This is a genomic window from Jiella soli (assembly GCF_020615385.1).
In the GTDB taxonomy this organism is placed as follows: Bacteria; Pseudomonadota; Alphaproteobacteria; order Rhizobiales; family Rhizobiaceae; genus VKMB-3413.
The window spans coordinates 177,267-195,136 of the sequence record NZ_JAJAVB010000022.1; the positions used below are offsets into that span (position 1 = coordinate 177,267).

General features: G+C 67.6%; 19 protein-coding genes. 9 read left to right on the forward strand and 10 right to left on the reverse strand.

The genetic code is table 11. The features are described from left to right. Positions 1–2 precede the first annotated feature (2 nt). Positions 3–1,358 carry a TRAP transporter large permease gene (locus tag LH400_RS12360; protein WP_229153017.1) on the forward strand — a complete coding sequence of 452 codons (1,356 nt, stop codon included), beginning with the start codon at positions 3–5 and terminating at the stop codon, positions 1,356–1,358. Positions 1,359–1,514: 156 nt separating this feature from the next. Here LH400_RS12360 and LH400_RS12365 read toward each other — a convergent pair whose 3' ends face one another. The 9 genes from LH400_RS12365 to LH400_RS12405 form a co-directional block, all read right to left on the reverse strand. Then, entirely contained in the window at positions 1,515–1,913 is a 399-nt protein-coding gene (locus LH400_RS12365) for a DUF2934 domain-containing protein (protein WP_229153019.1), read from the reverse strand. Between the two features lie 415 nt (positions 1,914–2,328). After that, positions 2,329–3,027: a phosphoglycolate phosphatase gene (gene gph / locus LH400_RS12370; protein WP_229153020.1), complete on the reverse strand. Its 699-nt coding sequence runs from the start codon at positions 3,025–3,027 to the stop codon at positions 2,329–2,331. Further along, positions 3,024–3,581 carry a thioredoxin family protein gene (locus tag LH400_RS12375; RefSeq protein ID WP_229153021.1) on the reverse strand — a complete coding sequence of 186 codons (558 nt, stop codon included), beginning with the start codon at positions 3,579–3,581 and terminating at the stop codon, positions 3,024–3,026. Before LH400_RS12375 ends, gph begins: the two co-directional genes overlap by 4 nt. Before the next feature lie 129 nt (positions 3,582–3,710). Next, the gene (locus tag LH400_RS12380; protein ID WP_229153023.1) at positions 3,711–3,917 is read right to left on the reverse strand and encodes a hypothetical protein; all 207 of its coding nucleotides are present in this window, start codon (positions 3,915–3,917) and stop codon (positions 3,711–3,713) included. A 172-nt stretch (positions 3,918–4,089) separates the two neighbouring features. Beyond that, complete coding sequence (locus LH400_RS12385) at positions 4,090–4,902, reverse strand: formylmethanofuran dehydrogenase subunit C (RefSeq protein WP_229153024.1); 813 nt, start codon at positions 4,900–4,902, stop codon at positions 4,090–4,092. Continuing rightward, the gene (fhcD, locus tag LH400_RS12390) at positions 4,899–5,819 is read right to left on the reverse strand and encodes a formylmethanofuran--tetrahydromethanopterin N-formyltransferase (RefSeq protein WP_229153025.1); all 921 of its coding nucleotides are present in this window, start codon (positions 5,817–5,819) and stop codon (positions 4,899–4,901) included. Before fhcD ends, LH400_RS12385 begins: the two co-directional genes overlap by 4 nt. Then, complete coding sequence (locus LH400_RS12395) at positions 5,807–7,447, reverse strand: formylmethanofuran dehydrogenase subunit A (RefSeq protein WP_229153026.1); 1,641 nt, start codon at positions 7,445–7,447, stop codon at positions 5,807–5,809. Before LH400_RS12395 ends, fhcD begins: the two co-directional genes overlap by 13 nt. Before the next feature lie 25 nt (positions 7,448–7,472). Further along, complete coding sequence (locus tag LH400_RS12400) at positions 7,473–8,600, reverse strand: molybdopterin-binding domain-containing protein (RefSeq protein WP_229153027.1); 1,128 nt, start codon at positions 8,598–8,600, stop codon at positions 7,473–7,475. A 74-nt stretch (positions 8,601–8,674) separates the two neighbouring features. After that, positions 8,675–9,046 (reverse strand): 4a-hydroxytetrahydrobiopterin dehydratase, encoded by a 372-nt coding sequence (locus LH400_RS12405; RefSeq protein WP_229153028.1) that lies wholly within the window; start codon positions 9,044–9,046, stop codon positions 8,675–8,677. A 73-nt stretch (positions 9,047–9,119) separates the two neighbouring features. On the opposite strand from LH400_RS12405, the gene LH400_RS12410 reads away from it, so the two are divergent. The 7 genes from LH400_RS12410 (at position 9,120) to fae (ending at position 15,730) form a co-directional block, all read left to right on the forward strand. Beyond that, on the forward strand, positions 9,120–10,100 hold the full coding sequence (locus tag LH400_RS12410; protein ID WP_229153030.1) for a beta-ribofuranosylaminobenzene 5'-phosphate synthase family protein: 981 nt from the start codon (positions 9,120–9,122) through the stop codon (positions 10,098–10,100). A gap of 72 nt (positions 10,101–10,172) precedes the next feature. Then, entirely contained in the window at positions 10,173–11,069 is an 897-nt protein-coding gene (locus LH400_RS12415) for an NAD(P)-dependent methylenetetrahydromethanopterin dehydrogenase (RefSeq protein WP_229153031.1), read from the forward strand. Beyond that, positions 11,066–12,187: an ATP-grasp domain-containing protein gene (locus LH400_RS12420; protein WP_229153032.1), complete on the forward strand. Its 1,122-nt coding sequence runs from the start codon at positions 11,066–11,068 to the stop codon at positions 12,185–12,187. The genes LH400_RS12415 and LH400_RS12420 overlap by 4 nt, the downstream gene beginning before the upstream one ends. After that, the gene (gene mch, locus LH400_RS12425; protein WP_229153034.1) at positions 12,184–13,155 is read left to right on the forward strand and encodes a methenyltetrahydromethanopterin cyclohydrolase; all 972 of its coding nucleotides are present in this window, start codon (positions 12,184–12,186) and stop codon (positions 13,153–13,155) included. Before LH400_RS12420 ends, mch begins: the two co-directional genes overlap by 4 nt. A gap of 7 nt (positions 13,156–13,162) precedes the next feature. Beyond that, a complete protein-coding gene (locus LH400_RS12430) occupies positions 13,163–14,098 on the forward strand; it encodes a RimK family alpha-L-glutamate ligase (RefSeq protein ID WP_229153035.1) in 936 nt (311 codons plus the stop codon). Next, positions 14,095–14,979 carry a triphosphoribosyl-dephospho-CoA synthase gene (locus LH400_RS12435; RefSeq protein WP_229153036.1) on the forward strand — a complete coding sequence of 295 codons (885 nt, stop codon included), beginning with the start codon at positions 14,095–14,097 and terminating at the stop codon, positions 14,977–14,979. The genes LH400_RS12430 and LH400_RS12435 overlap by 4 nt, the downstream gene beginning before the upstream one ends. A gap of 241 nt (positions 14,980–15,220) precedes the next feature. Continuing rightward, positions 15,221–15,730 (forward strand): formaldehyde-activating enzyme, encoded by a 510-nt coding sequence (gene fae / locus LH400_RS12440; protein WP_229153037.1) that lies wholly within the window; start codon positions 15,221–15,223, stop codon positions 15,728–15,730. 197 nt (positions 15,731–15,927) lie between these two features. Here fae and LH400_RS12445 read toward each other — a convergent pair whose 3' ends face one another. Further along, entirely contained in the window at positions 15,928–16,626 is a 699-nt protein-coding gene (locus LH400_RS12445; RefSeq protein ID WP_229153038.1) for a HisA/HisF-related TIM barrel protein, read from the reverse strand. A gap of 168 nt (positions 16,627–16,794) precedes the next feature. Between LH400_RS12445 and LH400_RS12450 the strand changes: the two genes are divergently transcribed. Then, positions 16,795–17,826 (forward strand): hydantoinase/oxoprolinase family protein, encoded by a 1,032-nt coding sequence (locus LH400_RS12450; protein ID WP_229153040.1) that lies wholly within the window; start codon positions 16,795–16,797, stop codon positions 17,824–17,826. The last annotated feature ends 44 nt before the right edge of the window (positions 17,827–17,870 follow it).

Consider the following 17,870-nt stretch of genomic DNA (forward strand, 5'->3'; position numbering starts at 1 on the left):
CCATGGGTCTCGAGATCGAAATCGGCTGGCTCACGCTGATCATGTTCGGCAGCCTCTTGCTGCTGCTCATGGCCGGCCTGCCGCTCGCCTTCGTCACCGGCGGCCTTGCCTGCGTCTTCTTGTTCGTCCTCGGCGACTGGCAGACGCTCAACATCGTGCCGTCCCGCATCTTCCCGCTGATGACGAACTACCAGCTGTCGGCGATCCCGCTGTTCATCTTCATGGCGGCGATGCTCGAACGGGCGGGCATCATCAACGACATGTTCGACGTCATCTACAAGGTGCTCGGCGGGCTCAACGGCGGGCTCGCCGCGGCGACGATCATCGCCTCGACCATCCTCGCCGCCATGGTCGGCGTCATCGGGGCTGCCGTCGTGACCATGGGCATCATCGCGCTGCCGGCGATGCTGAAGCGCAATTACGATCCCGAGATCGCCATGGGCTCGATCATGGCCGGCGGCACGCTCGGCATCCTGATCCCGCCCTCGATCCTGGCCATCATCTATGCGGTCGTCGCCGAACAGTCGGTGGGCGAACTCTTCATCGGCGCCGTGTTTCCCGGCCTGCTCCTATCCGGTCTCTACGTGCTTTACGTGGTCGTGCGCTCTTATATCAATCCCAAGCTCGGGCCACCGGCGCCGCTGGAGGAGCGGATCTCCTTCGTGGAAAAGCTGCGCGTCCTGTCGAAGATGTCGGCGCCGATCGCGCTCATCGTGGTCGTCCTCGGCGTCATCTTCTCGGGCGTCGCAACGCCCGTGGAAGCCGCAGGCATCGGCACGTTCGGCGCCTTCATCGTCGCCGCGATCCACAGGAAGCTCGACTGGCCGACCGTCCAAGCCGCCTGCCTGACGACGCTGAAGGCCTCGGCCATGGTGATCTGGATCATGTTCGGCGCGACGATCTTCGTCGGGCTCTACGTGCTCGAGGGGGGCCAGGAATTCGTCTCGGCGGCGATGCAGAGCATGGGCCTCGGGCCGTGGGGAATTCTGATCGTCATGCAGATCATCCTGATTTTCCTCGGCATGTTCCTCGACTGGGTGGGTATCCTGCTCCTGTGCGTCCCGATCTTCGTGCCGGTGATCAAGTCGCTCGGAGCTCAGAGCTTTGGACTCGAGACCCCGGACGATCTCGTCCTGTGGTTCGGCGTCCTCTACCTCGTCAACATGCAGATGAGCTTCCTGTCGCCGCCCTTCGGCTATGCGCTGTTCTATCTCAGAGGCGTCGCCCCGCCGGAAATCCCGATGACGCGGATCTTCCGTGCCGCCCTGCCCTTCCTCGGAATCCAGCTCATCGGCCTGGTCTTGTGCATGCTCTTCCCCGAAATCATCACCTGGCTGCCACGCATCGTCTATCACTGACGACCGGGAGCCTCGGCGCACGAGTGGAGCCGAAGCGCCTGACAGCGGTGCAACACCTTCAAGGCACACAAAAAGAAGCGACCGCCCGATGGCTCGGACGGCCGCTTCTATCAAGGTCTCACAGGGAAGCGATGTGCCGCAGAAACGACAGGCAGGTCAGCGTCCCGTACCCGTCCGGGGCAGCATGTTCGAGACATTCGCCCCCTGTCCGATCGCAGCCTGCCCCGGAAAGCCCGTCCGTCGCCGCCAGGAATTCGCCAACCTGCGAGCATTCACCGCTTCTTCGGCATAAAGGTCTGCCGAGAAAGGCTCCGGCGTCCACAGCGCCCGGCGCAAGAGGTCGATCTCCTGCCGTTCTGCCTCGCGGCGATCCCACGCCACGGTGGCTGCAATCGGCTGTTGCGGCTCGCGTGGCATGCGGCTCGCATGGATGCGGTTCGCCTCCGCCCAATGCTCATGCTCGCGGCCGCTCGGGCAGCCTTCACGCTCCCAGATTTCATAGGCGAGCTTGCGCACCGCCTCCGCGTCGTCGATCTTCACCATGGTTCCGCCCAACCGTTAATCCCCTCCGTCAGTCGCAAAGGGGGGTTCTCACGCAATACACTTCGCTAACGCTGTTGAGCCGCGCCGGGTTGCATGGACCGGGCACAAAAGCTTGGGACAACACGCAGATTTCGATTGGTGTCAGCTTCTCTGGACGGAAGATGTGTCCGACAGATCGAAACGAACGCCATCCAACCCCGACAAACGCCGCGCCGGGGCTGCACGCGCGACGAAGACCATCGTGGTCAAGTCACGCATGCAGCCACAGAGCAGCCACGAGGATAATTGCCCATATCGCGATGGTCGCCAGTAGAATGCCGGTCTCGGCTTGCTGGTAGGTCATCGTCAGCCCTTGCCACCGCGCCGCCTCACGCAGCGCGGCAAGTGAACCGCATCAATGACTTAGCTAGTCCTACCGGACGAAGCGTCAACTTCGTCCGCGGTCGGCGCGCAGAGCTGCAAGGACATTCGGCAGTTCGTCGAGCCTGTCGACCAGCGCGGTCGCGCCGAGCGCCTCCGGCGCAAGCACGGTATAGCCGCCGCGCACGGCGATCACCGTCATCGCCGCCGCCCGCGCCGCCTCGACGTCGTTCTCGCTGTCTCCGACGAAGACCACGTCGTCGACCGTCAGGTTCATCCGTTCGCAGGCAAGGAACAGAAGTCCCGGCTCGGGCTTCTTGGCTGGGCCGGCATCGCCCCCCACCACGACGTCGAGCAGACCGAGAAGCGCGAAGTGCTGGAGGATCTCACGGGTCGCGGCCTCCGGCTTGTTGGTGACGACGCCGAGTCTCACGCCAGCCTCGGCGAATTCCCGCGTCGCCTCGCTCGCGCCGGCGCACAGCGTCGTCAGTTCCGTCGCCCGCGGCTCGTAGATGGCGAGGAAGCGTTCGACGATCCTGTCGCGGGTCGCGGGGTCGAGTTCCTTGTCGAGCGCCGCATAGGCGCGTTCGATCAGCTTCGGCACGCCGCCGCCGACCATCCGCGTCACCGCCTCCAGCGTGAAGGGAGGCTCGCCATAGCTTGCGAGCGTCTCATTGAGGGACGCGTGGATGTCGGGCGCGGAATCGATCAGCGTGCCGTCGAGATCGAACAGCACCGCCTTCGGCCAACCGGGAGCGGCGCTCATGCGGCGTCCCTCCACTTGATCGAGCAGCCGATCGAGGGAACCTGTTCTCGCGGGCCCTCGCCGGTCCTCGCGACCTGCCGCATCGCCTCGAAGAGGTCGCGCCGCGTTCCCTCCGGCGCCGTCTCCTTGCGCGAGGCGTCGATCCGGCCGCGATATTGCAGGCCGAGATCGCGATCGAAGCCGAAGAAGTCCGGCGTGCAGACCGCGCCATAGGCTCGCGCGACGCTCTGGTCCTCGTCGTAGAGATAGGGGAACGGGAAGCCATGCGCCTTCGCGAAGGCCTGCATGGCCTCGAAGGAGTCCTGCGGATAGGTGTCGGCGTCGTTGGACGAGATCGCGACCGTCCCGATGCCGAGTTCGGCAAGCTCCTTGGCGTCGCGCACCAGCCTGTCGATCACCGCCTTCACATAGGGGCAGTGGTTGCAGATGAAGACGATGAGAAGGCCGTTCTCGCCGCGCTGGTCGAGGATGCGATGCGTCTTGCCGTCGACACCCGGAAGCTCCGCGTCGACTGCCTGCCATCCGAAATCGCAGATCGGGGGCTGTGCTGCCATGTCTCTCCCTTTCTCGTTTCGGTACCCGGCTCACGGATTAAGCGCGGCCGGGCCAAAAGGCGAGAGCGGAGGGAAGGCCGGCGGGAAGTTTTGCCCGCGGCAGCCGCGTAGCGGCGAGGCAGCCCCAGCTCAGATGGCCGGGTTGCGCGCGTCCGGCCAGGCGCACTTCCAGGTCTTCACCTTCCATTTCGGATGGTCGCCGGCCCACGCGGCCACGTAGGGCATCGACAGCATCATGCATTGGGACAGGCCGTTGCCGGCCTGATAGGTCAGTCGTTCCTCGTGACACGAGGACGGGTTGGTGATCATGCAGACGGTAAGGATCAGATCGACCATCGGCGCTTCCTCCGGCGGGTTCTTCTTGTGCCCACGCGCATCTACGGATGGCAGCCATCCGCGGATGCGCCGGAGGTAGGGCGCAGGGCCTGGAACGGCCCTGCCTGGGACGCGCGACAGATTGGCCCACCCTCTTTTCCGGAGGGGACCAGCCGGAGCCGCTCGGAGCCCGTCAGCCGACCGGCAGGAAGATCTCGCCCTTGCCGAGAACGGCCGTGTCGCCGCCCAGCCGCCGCATGGAAAGTCCCGCGAAGGGCACAGCGCCAATCTCGCCGGCCGCGAACGCCCTGGCCATCACGGTCAGGATCAACAGATCGGCTAGGCCATTGTCGAGGAAGGTCGGCGACAGCCGCTCGGCGCCGCCGCACAGGATCAGCGTGCCGCGCTTCATCAGCCGGCCGGGCGTGCCCGCCGCCTTGCCGCCGACGACCAGCGTGCCGGCGATCATCCGGCTGCCGGCGTCTGGACCGGCATCGCCCATGATCGCGATCGTGCCGCGCCGCAGCCGGTCCGCGGCGCGCTCGCCGGCGCTTCCGCCGACCTTGATCGCGCCGCCGCTCATGCCGATCGTCTCGCCGTCGCGAACGCCGCCGAGATGGGCTCCTGCATCGCCCGCGATCGACAGGAAGCCGCCACTCATCGCCGATCCGGCATGGGCGCCGGCCGAGCCTGTAACGGTGATGCGGCCGTCTCGCATGACCCGGCCGCAGCGGATGCCGACATCGCCCTCGACGGTGATCGTCCCGCCCTCCATCGCCTCGCCGATCCGGTCGAAGCGCTCCGATCCGCCCTCGAAGCGGATGTCGGCGGGGTCGTCGCCGGTGACGTCGAAGAGGTCGCCCGCGCACACCGGCACCTTGGTCGTGCCGATGGGAAGCGCGGCGATCTCTCCGATCGACAGGCCGGTGAGCCGCGACGGGATCAGGGCGGAAAGGTCGAGCCGCTGTTCGGGCTCGGCCTTCTTGCGAAAGGTGAGGCCGCTCATGGCGCGAGATCCTTCAGATGGAAGTGGTGCGGTCCGAGATTGCCGCCGTAATTGCCGGCGCCGATCCTGAGCGCCCCTTCCTCCGGCCCGAGGTCGACGGCCGCCTTCAGCCCGACGCGCATGGCGTCGGCCACCGCGTCATAGGTCAGGCCGTCGATGACGATCTCCAGCACCGAGCCGATCTCCGGGCCGAGCGCCGAGTTCGTCACGCCCTTCAGCGTCGGACAATAGGCGTCGTTGGTGGAGGCCATCATGTTCTTGTACTTGCCGCCGACCTTGGAGCCGGAGCGCACGATGCCGCCGGGAAACGGCATGATCGCGCCGGAAACCTTGTTCATCGCGGCGACCGCCGCCTCGGCGGCGGCGAGCGCCTGGCGCGAGGTCCGGGCGAGGAAGAGGAGATTGCCGCCGCCGACGCCGGCCGAGGTGATCCCGGTCCGCGCCTCGCAGAGGAACTCGCCCTCCATCACCGGCATGCGCCAGAAATGCTTGCCCTCGAACTTCTTGGAGACCTGCCAGCCATCGGCGAAATAGCGGATCGCCGAGCCGAGATCGATCTCCTCCTCGCCCTGAAGATCGGCATAGCAGGCCGAAGACGGGCTGGTCAGGATGCATTGGCCGAGCCGGGTGCCGAGCTGCTTGGCGAGCCCGTCCTTGGCCATCGAGAAGATGAGGATGCGCACGCCCGGCCGCCCGTCCCGTGTCTCATCGGGCGAAAGCAGCCGGTCGATGCCCGCCTCGCAGCCGCAGGCGATGACCGAGGTGGCAAAGCCCGTGAACGAGCGCGCCGCTTCGAGCGCCCATTTCTCGGAATCGGCTGTCACCTGGATCGCCGTCCCGGTCATCGGGAAGGCCTCGGCAAAGCTGTCGTCGATCGTCACGCCGTTGACGACCATCGGCTCGTTCACGTCCGGCATTGCATCACCTTGAACGGATTTTCGCGGCCGAGGGCATGATCGGGCACTTCGAACCAGCGCGAGGAGAGCCCGTAGCTCTCGTCGAAATAACGGTCGAGGCGCTTGACCATCGCCTGGTCCGGCTCGGGGCGCAGGGTCAGGGCGCGGCCGAAGGTGCGCCTGATCACCGCCCCGTCCTTCACGACCAGCCGTCCGTCCTTGAGGACATAGGCCGCGCGCCCGAACATCTGCGCCTTGTCGTCGCCGGGGCGGTAGACCGCAACGTCGCCGACCGCGCCCTTGCCAAGATGGCCGCGATCGGGCGTCCCGAGCAGGCGGGCGGGCGCCGCCCGCGTCATCGTCGCGATCTCGCCGAGTGTATATTCGCGCTCGATCTCCGGCAGGCTGGTCATCTTGACCACCGACTTCGGCAGGGCGTCGAGCCATTTCTGGCGCACGCCCCGGTCCATCAGGAGTGCGAAGATGTCGGGATAGGACGTGAAGGGCGCGCCGTTCGGATGGTCCGTGGTGAAGAACACCCGGCTCGGATCCTCGATCAGGAGGAAGAGTTCCAGCCCGATCGCCCATTGCAGCGCGTTGAAATAGCTCTTCTGCTTGTAGTCCATCGGCACGACGCCGCCGCCATTCGCCTCGTGATCCATGATCACGGCCTTCTTCGGGCTCGCCTGCCCCCGACCGGCGAACTGGCGCAATTCGTCGGAGGAGATCGTCACGGTCGGCCCGAACATCACCTGCCCGATGTCCACCGTCACCTCCTTGGTGGCATTGACGAGATCGGCGAGCCGCTGTCCTTCCGAGGAGAACCCGCGCTTGCCCTCCTGCCCATAGCCATAGAACTGGATATGGGCGAGATGCAGCGGCACGCCTTCCGCGGCCTTGATGGTCGCCTCGATGGCCGCGACCGACTGGCCCGGGACGCCGAGATTGTTGCAGTGGACATGGAGGGGATGCGGGATGCCGAGCCGGTTCACCGTTCCCTGCAGGCTCTTCACGACCTGGCGCGAGGAGACGCCATAGTCCGGCACGACGTCGTCGAAGTCGAACTTGCGGACATTCTCCTTGAAGGCGGCGGAACCGCCGGCGTTGATGCATTTGACGCCCAGCGCCCGCGAGGTCGACACGACCCAGGCGACATAATCCTCGATCGCCGCATCGCTCTCACCATCGCGGATCATCCGCATCAGGAGATCGTCATTGCCGAGGACGACCAGCGTCGCCTTGTCGATGATCGGGGTGTCGGCGAGCTCCATATGGGCATGCAGCGCGCTCTGCGGCGCCATCGCCGGCTCCACCACCGTGGTGAAGCCCATGGCGGCATAGCGCAGCCCGGTTTCTTCGGTGGTCCAGCCGACCTGGCCGAGCGGGGTCGTCGCCGGCCGCGCCTGATGGGCGCGGTGGAACTCCGGCAGCAGCAGCCGCGCCGTGTTCACATGGCCGCCGGCGATATGGGAATGGATGTCGATGGCCCCCGCCATGACGACGAGTCCGCTGCAGTCGATCGTCTCGTCGGCCGTGCGCCCCTCTCCCGGTGCGTCGACGACGACGCCGTCCTCGATGAAGACGTCGCCGACGCCGTCGCGCTCATGCGCCGGGTCGACGACATGGCCGTTCTTCAGGTGCGTCAGCATGGCGACGCTCCTCCTTGTTGATAGGTCATGCCGCCGCGTCCCTCGCCTCGGGGGCAAGTTCCGCCGCAAGGGCGTTCAGGATCTCGGCGGCCGTTGGCAGCGCGCCGGCCCTTGCGCCTGCCGAAACCGGGGCGAAGCTGCCGAAGCGGGCGTTGAAGAAAACGCCGTCATGGTCACGGCCGGCAGCGGCGACGGAGAAAGCCACCTTTGCCGATCGCGGCGGAGCGGACATGCCGGATGCGACCGCGATGACCGGCAGGCTGCCCGTCCTTTCGGGCGGGGCGCTCTCCCCCTCGCCGAGCGCCGAGACGTCGATAAGAAGGTCCGCCTCTCCCGAGGCGGCCAGCCGGCCGGCCTCGAACAGAGTGGGATCGTGTTCGGGAGCGCCGCGGCCGAGCGACACCCGCAGCGGAAAGCCGGTCGCCCAGGTCGCGGCCAGCGCGGCGCCATAGACCTCGTCGCCCGGAAACACCGGCAGCGTCGAGAACCGCGTGCCGGCGTTGAGATCGCCGACGAGGCCGAGGAGCATCTCGGCCCCGAGCGCGTCCAGATCGCTCGCCGAGAAGATCGCGCAGCCGAAGCCCGCGCCCTTCAGCCAGCCGGCGAGTTCGCGCGTCTCGTCCGCCTGAAGCGGCCCCTGGCCGAACCGGCGGTCGGCAAGGGCGGCGCGAATCATCGACAGCGCGTCGGTGAGATCGGCCTTTTCGCAACGAACCAGCCGCACGGATGCCTTGCCCGGGAGCGTCGCGCCTTCGGGGGCGCCGAGCCAGACGACCTGCCGCTGGTGGCCGCGTGTGCGTGTGCCGAGGTCGGGCTCGCCCGCGAGCAGGAAGTCCGGCAGATCCGGGGCATGGGCGAACGGATCCGGCCCGACGAGGAGGATGCGGTCGGCACGCCGGCGCATCTCCGCGGGAGCGGCGAGGAAAGCGCCGGAATCGCGGATCGCCGAAATGGTCGGATAGATCGCCGCGGAGGAGTGGTGATCGATCACCCCGCCGGCGGCCCGGGCGAGCCCGATCGCGGCCCTTATCGCGGCCAGATCGGCTCGAAGCCCGTCGAAGATGGGAAGGCGGCTGGCGCGGAGGAGATCCGCTGCCGCGGCGACGGCTTTCTCACGGGATGTCGGTTGCCCGTCGATCCATGCAATGTCCACAACGCTACGCTTTCTGTGCCCGTGCCCGAAACTACTAGGTCGAACGGGAAGGTCAAAGCCCTTCCCGTCCCGGCTCAGGATTTGTCGTATTTGATATAGGCAAAGCGCGGGTCGTCCGGCGTGCCCTGCAGCGGTCCGTCCTCCTTGCCCGGCTGCCACATCACCACTTCCTCGATCTTCTTGGCGAGGGCGAAGTCGGATTCGGTGATCCCCTTGGCCGCATGGTTCATCAGCCGCACCTCCACCCAGGCATAGGATGCGGTGATGTCGGGATGGTGGAAGGCGGCTTCGGCGAGATGGCCGACGGCGTTGATCACCATCAGCGTGCCCTTCCAGCTGTTGGTCTTGTAGGTGCGCCGGATCCAGCCCTCCTCGAGCCGCCATGTCGGCAGTTCGACCTTCAGCTTCTCCTCGACTTCCGACTCCGAAAACGTCTTGGCGGCCATGGCTTTTCTCCCTTGCCCGGATGACATCAGCCGCAATAATAGGGTGCGGGCACTTGGAAGGCAGGACAATTTTTTGACTGACGATGTCGTCACTGTCTCGGCGCCGGCCCGTCTGCATCTGGGATTTCTCGATCCCGGCGGCAGTCTCGGCCGCAAGTTCGGCGGGATCGGCCTTGCGCTCGATCAGCCCACGACCCGGGTGAGCCTGCGCCGAAGCGCCCGCGACACGATCACGGGACCGGAGGCCGAGCGCGCCGCGCAGCATCTCGAGACGATGCGGCGCATGCTGTCGATCAGGGCGGCCCACGGTCTCGCCGTCGAAGAAGCGATTCCCGCCCATAGCGGCCTCGGGTCGGGCACCCAGCTCGCACTTGCCGTCGCGATGGCGCTTCGGGCGCTCGAAGGCCGCGAGCAGGATCCGGCAGGCGATGCCGCGCGGCTCGGCCGCGGCGCGCGATCGGGCCTCGGCGCGGCCTTCGTCTCGCATGGCGGGGTCGCCGTCGACGGCGGCAAGGGCGATTCGCAGCTGCCGCCGCCGCTCATCGCTCGGCTGCCCTTCCCCGAGGCTTGGCGCGTCATCCTCGTCCTCGATCCGAATGTCGAAGGATTCCATGGGCGGGACGAACTCGACGCCTTCGCCGCCCTTCCCATCTTCCCTGAGAGCGGCGCGGCCGAGATCTGCCGGCTGGTCCTCCTGAAGGCCCTGCCGGGCCTTGCGGAAGCCGACATCGGCGCCTTTGGCTCTGCCATCGCCGCCATCCAGGAGATGGTTGGCGGTCATTTCGCGGCAGCGCAGGGCGGCATCTTCACCAGCCCCCGCGTAGCGGCGGCCTGCGCGGCGCTCGCTGCCGACGGGGCGCACGGGATCGGACAAAGTTCCTGGGGCCCGACCGGTTTCGCCTTCGCCGAATCGGAGCGCGAGGCGAAGCGGCTGGTGGAGCGCCTGCGCGCGGGCGGCACGGCGGAGCGGCTCGACCTGCGCGTGGTGTGCGGCCGCAACCACGGTGCGCTGATCGAACGCGGCGCCGCCCACAGACTGAACGCGACCGGCTGACGCCGCCGCCACCCAACCCCTGACAAGCCCGCCCTTCGGCGGAAGAGACCTGAACGATCGGAGGACACGAAGATGGCCGACAAGCACATCCTGCACATGATGACGCCGCACAAGCACGTCAGCCCGTTCGACGTGAACATGGCGCTCGATGCCGGCTACGATTCCGTGACGCCCTACGAGGAGGTGACACTCGAGGAGATCGCCGACCTCGTCCAGGACGTCATCTTTTCGCGCCCTCCCAATCTCGGCGTGAACTCGGCCGTCTTCTTCGGCGGCGACGACGCCGTCCTCGCGCTCGACATGATCGACGCAGCGAAGAACGCGCTGGTTCCGCCCTTCGGCTGCAACATCATGGCCGATCCCGCCGGCTCGTTCACGACCGCCGCGGCCATGGTCGCCTGCGTCGAACGCACGCTGAAGAACAAGCACCAGAAGGCGCTGAAGGACGTCTCGATCGCCGTCTTCGGTGCCACCGGCGTCGTCGGCTACTGCGCGGCCGTGATCGCGGCGCTTGAAGGCGCAAGGGTCCAGATCGTCGGCTATAGCGGCATCGACCGGGTCGCCAAGCGCGGCGACGAGATGAAGGAGCGCTTCGGCGCGAAGGTCGAGCCTGCCGACGGGTCCAGCGACGAGAAGAACACGACGATCGTGAAGGACGTCGACGTCATCCTCACCGCCGCCAAGGCCGGCGTCCAGGTCCTCAGCGCCTCGCAGCTCAAGGCGGCGGGCAAGCTGCTCGTCGCCGCCGACGTCAATGCCGTTCCGCCGCTCGGCCTCGAAGGCGTCGACGTCATGGCCGATGCGGAACCCATCGAAGGCACGAATGCCTTCGGCATCGGCGCGCTGGCGGTCGGCCCGATCAAGTCGAAGACCGAGCATGGTCTCCTGCGCCGGATGATCGAGGCGGGCGAGCCGCAGGTCCTCGACTTCCGCGACGCCTTCCAGCTCGCCCGTACGCTGGTCTCGTGAGCGAGCCCGAGCGCCCATCGATCCTGGCCGCCGCCTTTTCGGCTCGCCAGATCGCGGCGAGCCTGAAACGCGCGGGCATCGACGCGCTGGCGCTCGACCTCTTCGGCGATCTCGACCTCGCCGAGGCGGCCGCGGAAAGCGAGGTCCTGCACGGCCATTATCCCGACGGGTTCGATGGCGACGCCCTCCTCGAAGCGCTCGAGCGGTTGGCTGCGGGACGATCTCCCGTCGGCTTCGTCTATGGCGCGGGCTTCGAGGACAGGCCTGAGCTCTTGGAGGCGATCGGCCGGCGCTGGCCGATCCTCGGCACGGACGCGGCGACGCAGCGGCGGCTGAAGAATCCCGAAACCTTCGCCGCGCTTTGCCGCGCGGCCGGCATCGTACATCCGGAGATCCGGCGGAGGCCGCCGGGCGACGCACGGAACTGGCTGTCGAAGCAGGTCGGCGGCGCCGGCGGCAGCCATGTCGCCTGGGGAGACGCGGCACCGGCGGAAAACCGCTACTATCAGCGCTTCGTCGCCGGAGACCGCATCTCATTTGCCTTCGTCGCGTCCGGCGCCCGCCATTTCGGCCTCGGCTTCACCCGGCAATGGGCCGACCCGTCCGCAGCGGAACCCTTCCGCTATGGCGGCGCGGTGGGCCCGCTGCCGGGACCGGTCGCGATGGCCGAGGCGATGGAGAACGCGATCGCGCGGCTCCTCGCCAAAATTCCGATCACCGGTCTCGCCAGCGCCGACTTCGTGCTCGCCGAGGACGAGCCGGTGCTGCTCGAGGTCAACGCACGGGCCGGCGCGACGCTCGACATCTTCGACAGCGATCTTCAGCCGGTGATGGCCCTGCATCTCGATGCATGCCGCGGCAAATTGCCGAAGACGCTCGCCGCGCCGCAGGAGTGCCGGGCGAGCGGCCTTGCCTGGGCCGATCGCGACATCGAGGTGCCCGCCGGCTTCCACTGGCCGGACTGGACGCGGGACCGCACGGCACCGCCGGCGCGATTTAGCCCGGGCGAGCCGATCTGTACCATTGTCGCGCGGGCGAACGACATTGCGGCGGCCGAGGCGTTGTTTCGCCGGCGGACGAGCGAAATCAAGATTGCTTTGGGGAGAAGAGCGGCATGAGTCATTCAAGTGGTCTGTCGGTGAATGCCGGAGTCCTTTCGCTGGTCGAGGACATGCGTCTGCGGGCGGCGGAGCTTCGCATCAGCGTGTCGCAGGGGCCGGCGGGTGAGACGCTGATCGATGCCGGATCGACCGTTCCCGGCTCGATCGAGGCGGGGCGGCTGATGACGGAGATCTGTCTCGGCGGCCTCGGCACCGTCGACATCGGCTCGTCACCCTATCTTACGCGCTGGCCGTTCACCCTCACCGTGCGGTCCTCCAATCCCGTGATCGCCTGCCTCGGGAGCCAGTATGCCGGCTGGCAGCTGACCTCGGGCGAAGGCGAGAACGCCTATTTCTCCATGGGATCCGGCCCGGCGCGGGCGCTCGCAGGCCGGGAGGACCTCTTCCGCGACATCGCCTATGCCGACAAGAGCGAGCAGGCGACGATCGTCCTCGAGGCGGCGAGCCCGCCGCCCGAGGACCTGGTGCGCCGGATCGCCAATGACTGCGACATCGCGCCGGAAAACCTGACCATCGTCTTCGCGCCGACGCAGTCGCTCGCCGGTTCGGTCCAGATCGTCGGCCGCGTCGTCGAAGTCGCGCTCCACAAGGCGCATGAATTGAAGTTCGACCTCTCGCGGATCGTCGAGGGGATGGGTACGGCGCCGCTGGCCCCGCCGCATCCCGACTTCATCACCGCGATGGGTCGGACCAACGACGCGGTCATCTATGGCGGACGGATCATGCTCCATGTGACCGGCCCGGCCGACGAGGCGAAGGCCCTGGCGGAGAAGCTGCCGAGCTCGAATTCGAACGACTATGGCCGTCCCTTCGCCGACGTCTTCCGCCAGTACGAGGGCGATTTCTACAAGATCGACCCGATGCTGTTCTCGCCGGCCGAGGTCGAGGTTGTCTCCCTGGAATCGGGCGAGACCTACCGAGGCGGCGCGGTCGATCCCAAGCTGGTCGACGCATCCTTCGGCTGACCCGGCGATGATGTCTCCGCCGCACATCCTGCTCGTAACCGCCGATCTCGACCGCCATGCCCGCGAGCTGATCGCGGCGTTCGGAGCGCGCGGCGCGATCGTGCACGCGATGGGCCTCGCCGAGATCGGCTTCGATACGGCCGCGCCAGGCGGCCTGTCGATTCCGCATTTCGGCGCCGGCCTGCCCGATGCGGTCTGCGTGCGCACGATGGACGGCGGCAGCTTTGAGGCCGTCACCCGCCGGCTCGGCATCCTCCACGCCTTTGCGCGGCTGGGCGTCCTCGTTTCCAACGATGCCCGGGCGATCGAGAATTGCGTCGACAAGTCGATGACGAGCTTCCTGCTCGCACAGGCGGGTGTTCCCAGTCCGCGCAGCTGGGCCATCGAAAGCCGGAGCGCGGCCGAGGCGATCGTGGCCTCGGAAAACCGGCCGTTGGTCCTGAAGCCGCTCTTCGGCGCGCAGGGCAAGGGGCTGAAGCTGATCGGAACGGCCGAAGACCTGCCTGCGCACGATCAGATCGCCGGCGGCGTCTACTACCTCCAGCGCTTTGCCGGCTTCGCAGCCGCGGGCCGCTGGACCGACTATCGCATCCTCGTGTCCGCTGGCCGGGTCGTTGCCGCGATGCGGCGCGAGGCGCCGAACTGGATCACCAACATAAAGCAGGGCGCGACCGCCCTTCCGATGGCGTCCGACGCTGAGCTCGAGGACCTCGCTGTCGCCGCGGCCGCGGCGATCGGCGGCGATTTCTGCGGCGTCGATCTCCTGCGCGATCCGGACGGGCAGGCGCAGGTGATCGAGGTGAACTCCATGCCCGCCTGGACGGGCCTCAAGAAGGCGACCGGCCTCGACATCGCGGACATCCGGGCTCGCGATCTCCTCGCCGAGGTCGAGGCACGGCCGCACCGGGCCGGCGAGCCGGCCGCCCTGCCGGCGCTCGCATGACAGTTGACGCGAAGGCCGTCGCAGACGCCTTCGTCGCCGCCTGCGAGGCGGAACTGGACGTCGTGAAACCCGGTAATGTCCACCGCTTCGCCCCCGGCCATGGCATGGATGCGGCGCTGTTCGTCGCAAGTGCTGTTGCGTCCGCCCCCTTCGTCGCGGCGCCCGGCATGCCGGTCGGAGAACGGATCTTGAAGGCCACAGAGGCCAGCTGGCAGGCGGCCGGCATGAACACCAATCTCGGCATCGTCCTGCTTGCGGCTCCTCTGGCGGCGGCGGCCGAACGCCTAGACGCCGCCCGCCCCTCGCCCGCTGCCAGTCCTGCAGCCCTGCAAGGCGCGGTAAAGGCGGTCCTCGCCGACCTGACGGCAGAGGATGCCCGCGATGCCTTCGCCGCGATCGCCAGAGCCTCCCCGGGCGGGCTCGGCGATCGCAACAGCCACGATGTGCGGGACGCCCCGACGATCTCCCTCGTGGAGGCGATGAGTCTCGCTGCCGATCGCGACCTCGTCGCCCGGCAATATCGGGACGGCTTCGAGGGGGTCTTCGCGATCGGCCTTCCCGCTCTCGACCAGGCACCATGGGAGAGCGAACCCTTCGAGGGGCTCGGGTCGGCGCTCCACTGCTATCTCGCCTTCGCCGCGACATTTCCCGACAGCCACATCCTGCGGAAGTACGGGCTGGATCAGGCGGAAGCCGTGCGCCGGAGGTTTACCGAATTCAGCAAGCGACTGAGCGCTATAGGCGATTCTCGCCAGGCCGTGGCGACCGCCCTCGCCTTCGACGACGAGTTGAAGCGGTCGCGCCTCAACCCGGGCACCTCGGCCGACCTGACAGTCGCCTCGCTTTTCGCCAAATCCCTTGCGGAACCAGACACGGGGTGATTGACTGTCGCACGTCGGGGTCCATGTGGCCCCGAAGCTATCTGGCTAACCGGTCCCGTTGGGACGCCGCCAACAAGGATAGCCGTATGCCGGGATCTCAGCCCGGCAGTCGGGAGGGAGATCGCTCGATGCGTCCGTATTGGGGCCGCGTCTTGCCGCTTTCTTCCCGGGATCGGAAGTTCTTCAATTGGGACGGCGGCGACGTCGGACCAGTTAGCGAAACATTTGGAGGAATTTGCTCATGGCAACCATCAACAAGGTGATGGTCGGCGAGTCGCTCGTCGGTGAAGGCAACGAGGTCGCGCATATCGACCTGATCATCGGACCCCGCGGTTCGGCGGCCGAGTCGGCGTTCTGCAACTCCTTGACCAACAACAAGGACGGCTTCACGACGCTCCTCGCGGTCGTTGCGCCGAACCTGCCCACCAAGCCGAACACGGTGATGTTCAACAAGGTGACCATCAAGGGCGCCAAGCAGGCCGTCCAGATGTTCGGCCCGGCTCAGACCGCGGTTGCGCGCGCGGTCGCCGACAGCGTCGAGAAGGGCATCATCCCGGCCGCCGAGGCCGACGACCTGTTCATCTGCGTCGGCGTCTTCATCCACTGGGAAGCCGAGGACGACGCCAAGATCCGCGAGTACAACTACCAGGCCACGATGGAATCCATCGAGCGCGCCATCAAGGGCACGCCGACGGCCCAGGAAGTCGTACAGAAGAAGGGCTCCGCGGCTCACCCGTTCGCCGGAGCTTAGACAAGAAACCATCCCGGGGAAGACGACAAGCCGGCGATGCCCGCCGGCCTTCTCCGGCGATTGGCCGCCAAATTCGGCTTCCAATAGGAGCCGACCGTTTTCCTCAGGGAGAGCGTACAGACGGAAAGGGGCCCACAGCGGCCCCTTTTTCTTTGTTGTCGGCGGAAAGTGCTTGGCCGGGATGAGCTGACGGACGATCAGCCCTCAAGGGACCGGAGAAAGTCTTTCGTCAGCCGACCGTCATGCAGCGCGGTCGCGACCAGAGCCCCGGCGATTCCGGCCTCGGAAAGAGCCGCGACGTCCTGCGGCCCGCGCACGCCTCCGGCCGCGAAGACGGCGCGGTCTCCAGCGAGGGTCTTGATGCCGCGCAGGCGGCCGAGGTCCGGTCCGGCGCTGCTGCCGACCTTGGCGAGCGTCATCGCGATCACCCGGCTCGGCCAGAGCGAGGCGTCGGAGAGGAGTTCCGCCGGCCCGAGAAAGGTCTCGCCACGAAAGTCGAGCGACAGGACGACGTCCGATTCGCCCGAGAAGGCGGCGACGACCTCCGCGTCCGTCACCGATTCCGAGCCGAGCACGGCGACGCAGCCCGGCATCGCCCGCACCGCCTCGGCTTCGGCCCGGCTGCGAACGCCGGCGTCGACCCAGAACCGCATGGCCGGGAAAGCATCCGCCAGCGCCTCGATCACCTGCTCGTTGCGCGCGCCGCCTTCGATCGCGTCGAGATCGGCGATGTAGACTTTCGAAAAATCTGCGAGCGTCATCAGCCCCTTGGTCACCGCAACGGGATCAGCGCTTGGGGCAAGCGGGGTTTCGATTGGCCGGTAGTTTGCGCGATCGCCCATCACGCCGCGCACCACCAGCCCATTCTTGACGTCGAGAACCGGGATGATCTGCATGAGGGTCCTTGTCGCGCGGCTTTGAATTTCGATGCTATAGGAACCCTCTAGACCAGGGGCGCGGCCGGGGGAAACCCGCCAGTCGGCGATGGCGTGCTCCAGAGACTTCGGCGCCGGGGACGGAGCGTATTCGCCCGCCCCGCACCAGGGGCCAGAAACGGGACTGACATGCCAAGAACACTCGGTTGGGACGTAGGTGGCGCGCATCTGAAGGCGGCGCTCGCGGAGGACGACCGGATCCTGAAGATCTGGCAGGAGGCGACGCCGATCTGGCAGGGCCTGGAACATCTGGAGGCCGGCCTCACACGCATCCTCGGCGAGGTCGAGGAGATCGGCGGCGCCGAGCGGCACGCCATCACCATGACCGGCGAACTGTCGGACGTCTTCGCCTCGCGGCGCGAGGGGGTGGAGCAACTGACCCGGATCCTGTGCGAGCGCCTCACCGGCGACGTGACGCTCTATGGCGGGGCGGCCGGCTTCCTGTCGCCGGGCCATGCCCGCGCCCATGCCGACGACATCGCCTCGGCGAACTGGCATGCGAGCGCGGCCCTCGCCGCCGCCGCGATCGAGGAGGCGCTGTTCCTCGACATGGGCTCGACGACCACGGACATCCTGCCGCTCCTCGGCGGCACCGTGCGCGCGCAGGCCAGCACCGATCGCGAGCGGCTGGTCGCGGGAGAGCTCGTCTATCAGGGCTACACCCGCACGCCGCTGATGGCGGTGGCGGCCAGGATCCCCTTTGCCGGGCGGGAGGTTCCGGTGATGAACGAATTCTTCGCCACCATGGCCGACGTCCAGCGGGTGGTCGGCATCCTCGACGAGAGCGACGACCTCTACCCGGCCGCCGACAGCGGCGACAAGGACGTCGAGGGATCGCGCCGCCGCCTCGCCCGCATGATCGGCATGGATTGCGGCCAGGCGAGCGACGGCGCGTGGGAATGGCTTGCCCATGCCTTCGCCGAAGCCCAGCTGCGCTTCGTCCACGACGCCGCGCTGAAGGTGCTGTCGCGCGACGATCTGTCGGACGACGCCTCCGTGGTGGTGGCCGGGGCCGGACGGCCGGTGCTGCGCCGGCTCGCGGCGCGGCTCGATCGCGGCGTCGTCGACTTTTCCGACCTGTTCGACTGCCCTGCCGAACTGCGCGACGCAGCCTGCCGCGCCGCGCCCGCGGCCGCGCTGGCGATCCTCGCCGGTCGCTGACCCATGCGCCCCGGCTCCCCGCAACACGCCGCCCCGAGGCGGAA

Bases quoted from the DNA above. Each gene is read 5' to 3' on its own strand.
- LH400_RS12360 (WP_229153017.1), top strand. From the start codon at position 3: ATGGGTCTCGAGATCGAAATCGGCTGGCTCACGCTGATCATGTTCGGC.
- gph (WP_229153020.1), bottom strand. From the start codon at position 3,027: ATGAGCGCCGCTCCCGGTTGGCCGAAGGCGGTGCTGTTCGATCTCGAC.
- LH400_RS12375 (WP_229153021.1), bottom strand. From the start codon at position 3,581: ATGGCAGCACAGCCCCCGATCTGCGATTTCGGATGGCAGGCAGTCGAC.
- LH400_RS12380 (WP_229153023.1), bottom strand. From the start codon at position 3,917: ATGGTCGATCTGATCCTTACCGTCTGCATGATCACCAACCCGTCCTCG.
- LH400_RS12385 (WP_229153024.1), bottom strand. From the start codon at position 4,902: ATGAGCGGCCTCACCTTTCGCAAGAAGGCCGAGCCCGAACAGCGGCTC.
- fhcD (WP_229153025.1), bottom strand. From the start codon at position 5,819: ATGCCGGACGTGAACGAGCCGATGGTCGTCAACGGCGTGACGATCGAC.
- LH400_RS12395 (WP_229153026.1), bottom strand. From the start codon at position 7,447: ATGCTGACGCACCTGAAGAACGGCCATGTCGTCGACCCGGCGCATGAG.
- LH400_RS12405 (WP_229153028.1), bottom strand. From the start codon at position 9,046: ATGGCCGCCAAGACGTTTTCGGAGTCGGAAGTCGAGGAGAAGCTGAAG.
- LH400_RS12415 (WP_229153031.1), top strand. From the start codon at position 10,173: ATGGCCGACAAGCACATCCTGCACATGATGACGCCGCACAAGCACGTC.
- mch (WP_229153034.1), top strand. From the start codon at position 12,184: ATGAGTCATTCAAGTGGTCTGTCGGTGAATGCCGGAGTCCTTTCGCTG.
- LH400_RS12430 (WP_229153035.1), top strand. From the start codon at position 13,163: ATGATGTCTCCGCCGCACATCCTGCTCGTAACCGCCGATCTCGACCGC.
- LH400_RS12435 (WP_229153036.1), top strand. From the start codon at position 14,095: ATGACAGTTGACGCGAAGGCCGTCGCAGACGCCTTCGTCGCCGCCTGC.
- fae (WP_229153037.1), top strand. From the start codon at position 15,221: ATGGCAACCATCAACAAGGTGATGGTCGGCGAGTCGCTCGTCGGTGAA.
- LH400_RS12445 (WP_229153038.1), bottom strand. From the start codon at position 16,626: ATGCAGATCATCCCGGTTCTCGACGTCAAGAATGGGCTGGTGGTGCGC.
- LH400_RS12450 (WP_229153040.1), top strand. From the start codon at position 16,795: ATGCCAAGAACACTCGGTTGGGACGTAGGTGGCGCGCATCTGAAGGCG.